This window comes from Arthrospira sp. PCC 8006 (genome assembly GCF_046480465.1).
GTDB lineage: Bacteria > Cyanobacteriota > Cyanobacteriia > Cyanobacteriales > Microcoleaceae > Limnospira > Limnospira platensis.
On the sequence record NZ_PKGG01000359.1, the window covers coordinates 1 to 3,286 of the forward strand.

Consider the following 3,286-nt stretch of genomic DNA (forward strand, 5'->3'; position numbering starts at 1 on the left):
AGCTGGCCTTAAACTGTTGCTAAAGGAAGATATTGTCCCGTTTAAGGCAGATCCGCTGTTATTTACTCTCGGCCCAATTATTGTGTCGATTCCGGTGTTTTTGTCTTACCTGATTGTGCCGTTTGGACAAAATTTGGCGATCGCTAATCTGGGGACAGCAATATTTTTGTGGATCGCTCTATCGAGTATTCAGCCTATTGGTCTACTGATGTCGGGCTACGCTTCTAATAATAAATACTCCCTACTGGGAGGGCTACGGGCCGCCGCTCAGTCCATCAGTTATGAAATTCCCCTCGCCCTAGCAGTTTTGGCGGTGGTGATGATGTCGAATAGCCTCAGCACCCTTGATATTGTTCAACAGCAGTCTGGCTATGGCATCCTGGGCTGGAATGTCTGGCGACAACCTGTGGGTTTTGCGATTTTCTGTATTGCGGCTTTGGCTGAGTGCGAAAGATTACCTTTTGATTTACCAGAAGCTGAGGAAGAGTTGATCGCTGGATATCAGACGGAATATTCGGGGATGAAATTTGCTCTGTATTACCTGGCTTCCTATGTCAACCTGGTACTATCTGCCCTATTGGTATCAGTTTTGTACCTTGGGGGTTGGAATTTTCCGATTCCGGTAGAGGCGATCGCTGGGCTTTTGGGCGTGAGTGAAACCACCCCTTGGTTACAGGTACTAACTGCCAGTCTCGGCATTACCATGACTATCCTGAAAGCCTATCTGCTGGTATTTACTGCCATTCTGATCCGGTGGACCGTCCCTAGGGTTCGTATTGACCAACTGCTTAACCTGGGTTGGAAATTCTTACTTCCGGTGGCTTTGGTGAATCTTTTGCTGACAGCCGCCTTAAAACTGGCATTTCCCATAGCTTTTGGGGGATAAATATTAAAGGGGGCTAATCCCTAAACTCAGTTAACCCAAGCTAAGACACTTCAAAAATACTATGCTCAAGTTTCTTAACCAAGTTGGCGACTACGCCAAGGAAACCATTCAAGCCGCTAAATATATCGGTCAGGGCCTATCTGTCACCTTTGACCACATGAAGCGCCGACCCATTACTGTTCAATACCCTTATGAAAAACTGATTCCTTCGGAACGGTTCCGGGGTCGCATTCACTTTGAGTTTGATAAGTGCATCTCCTGCGAGGTATGCGTTAGGGTATGCCCCATTAACCTCCCGGTGGTAGACTGGGAATTTAACCGGGAAACTAAGAAAAAGAAACTCAAACACTACAGTATCGATTTTGGGGTTTGCATCTTCTGTGGTAATTGTGTCGAATATTGTCCGACTAATTGCCTGTCAATGACGGAAGAATACGAACTGGCAGCCTACGATCGCCATGAGTTGAATTATGATAATGTGGCACTGGGACGGTTACCCTATAAGGTGACCGATGATCCGATGGTGACTCCCCTGCGGGAACTTGCCTATTTACCCAAGGGAGTTATGGACCCGCACGATCTTCCCCCAAATTCCCGTCGATCTGGTTTGCGTCCAGAGGAATTTATCGATAAGATCGAACAACAACGGGATGGGGAATCCCAAGCTAAGGCAGAAAAAGCCTGATTTTAATAACTTTGGCAGGGGTAATGTCTCCATTACCCAAACTTTGATCACTCTTAGGATATGCCCGTGAATTTAGCAGAAGGGGTTCAGGTCGTTTCGTTTGGCCTGCTAACCATCATGATGATTAGCTCCGCTTTGGGTGTGGTTTTGCTCAAAAATATCGTTTACTCGGCATTTTTGCTGGGAGGGGTGTTTATGAGCATGGCTGGATTATATCTCCTGCTCAATGCGGATTTTGTGGCGGCGGCTCAAGTTTTGATTTATGTCGGTTCTGTTAATGTCTTGATCCTGTTTGGGATCATGTTGGTTAACAAACAACAGGATTTTCGGGTTTTACCTAATGCTGGTCTACGACAAATTGCTACGGCTTTGGTCTGTGTGGGCCTATTTGCTCTGTTGTCTACTATGGTGTTATCAACGCCCTGGTCGGTTACAGCGGCAGTGGTGAGCATTGAAAGTTCGGCGATCGCTATTGGTGAACATTTCTTTACTGACTTTTTGCTACCCTTTGAGTTAGCTTCTGTGTTCTTGCTAATGGCTATGGTGGGAGCTATTGTTCTGGCTCGTCGGGATTTTATCCCCGATGCTTCTAACACGCCAACTACAACTACATCTCTTTTGATGCTCACGGAGCGCCCTCGGGAACTGATCTCGGTTTCTGGTAGCTCTGATGAGTCCCCCGAATAATGGCTAGAGTAGCGATCGGTTAATCTACGGCGAGGCTATTTAACCCTTTGGTTAAGCCTTCGCTGTGGTGAACCGGGTTTGATTAGACAGACACTTGAAAATCTTAAAAATTGTTTATGGAATTGCAACTTCAATATTTTCTATTGGTCGCGGCGGCTTTGTTTTGTATAGGTATCTATGGATTGATTACTAGCCGTAATGCGGTCCGAGTTCTCATGTCTATTGAGTTACTGCTTAATGCTGTTAACCTCAATTTGATGGGGTTTTCTAATTACTTGGACTCTGGGAGTATTAAGGGTCAAGTTTTTACGGTGTTTGTGATTACTGTGGCGGCGGCTGAGGCGGCGGTCGGTTTGGCGATCGTCTTGACAATTTATCGCAACCGTGATACGGTCGATATGGAAGAGTTTAACTTGTTAAAGTGGTAGCCTTCCTAACTAAAACTAATAACTTAAAGCCTGGTTTCTAAGGAAATTAGGCTTTTTTGGTGGTGGACTCTGAAACTATAGCCCCGACTATCTATTGCTTGTAGGCTTAACGTAAGCAAGATTTTATTTTGACTGTGCTACAATGTGGCTGTGGTGGGATGCCTTGGTGGCTATTAGCCTGTTCCTGGGGTCTAGCACAATTGCCAATTGGGGTCAACAGGTTCGCCCTTGACTGAAGATGGTAAACCATGTTCAGGAAAGGGGAGTTGTTGAACTCAGAAAACCCTGGCTTTGATAGCCAGTGGGTTTCGGTTTAAATTAGGGGTCGAGATAGACCTCACGGTCTACCCCTCCCATTCAAAACCGTGCTTGCGAGTTTCCCAGCACACGGCTCCTAGTTTGACTGCCTCCTTGTTAAGAGTACAGCATCATCTCTTCATCAAGAGCTGTTTTATCATCGTGACAGTGGCGATGTAATAATTGAAGATTATTGTATTCATCCTTTCCGCCTTGGCTTCTAGGTACAATGTGGTCTACTTCAATTAAATCTGATGRGGTAAAGGATTGCCCGCAGCAGGTACATCTACCTTTTGGTTTTTT

5 protein-coding genes are annotated in these 3,286 nt (G+C 45.7%); 4 read left to right on the top strand and 1 reads right to left on the bottom strand.

The window, feature by feature from the left end:
• From nuoH to nuoK, 4 genes are all read left to right on the top strand, one after another.
• Positions 1 to 886 (top strand): NADH-quinone oxidoreductase subunit NuoH (nuoH, locus tag B9T16_RS27195; protein WP_410246237.1); only part of this gene is annotated, 886 nt, incomplete at its 5' end.
• A gap of 61 nt (positions 887 to 947) precedes the next feature.
• Positions 948 to 1,571, top strand: coding sequence for an NAD(P)H-quinone oxidoreductase subunit I (gene ndhI, locus B9T16_RS27200; RefSeq protein ID WP_006617607.1), 624 nt, complete (start codon positions 948 to 950; stop codon positions 1,569 to 1,571).
• Positions 1,572 to 1,637: 66 nt separating this feature from the next.
• Entirely contained in the window at positions 1,638 to 2,258 is a 621-nt protein-coding gene (locus tag B9T16_RS27205) for an NADH-quinone oxidoreductase subunit J (RefSeq protein WP_317269978.1), read from the top strand.
• 122 nt (positions 2,259 to 2,380) lie between these two features.
• Positions 2,381 to 2,686, top strand: a complete 306-nt coding sequence (nuoK, locus tag B9T16_RS27210) for an NADH-quinone oxidoreductase subunit NuoK (protein ID WP_172973422.1) — start codon at positions 2,381 to 2,383, stop codon at positions 2,684 to 2,686.
• Between the two features lie 414 nt (positions 2,687 to 3,100).
• Here nuoK and B9T16_RS27215 read toward each other — a convergent pair.
• Positions 3,101 to 3,286: HNH endonuclease (locus B9T16_RS27215; protein ID WP_410246238.1), on the bottom strand; the 186-nt coding region annotated here is incomplete at its 5' end.

What these genes read in the sequence shown, in the direction of transcription:
- ndhI (WP_006617607.1), top strand. Translation starts at nt 948, where the DNA reads ATGCTCAAGTTTCTTAACCAAGTTGGCGACTACGCCAAGGAAACCATT.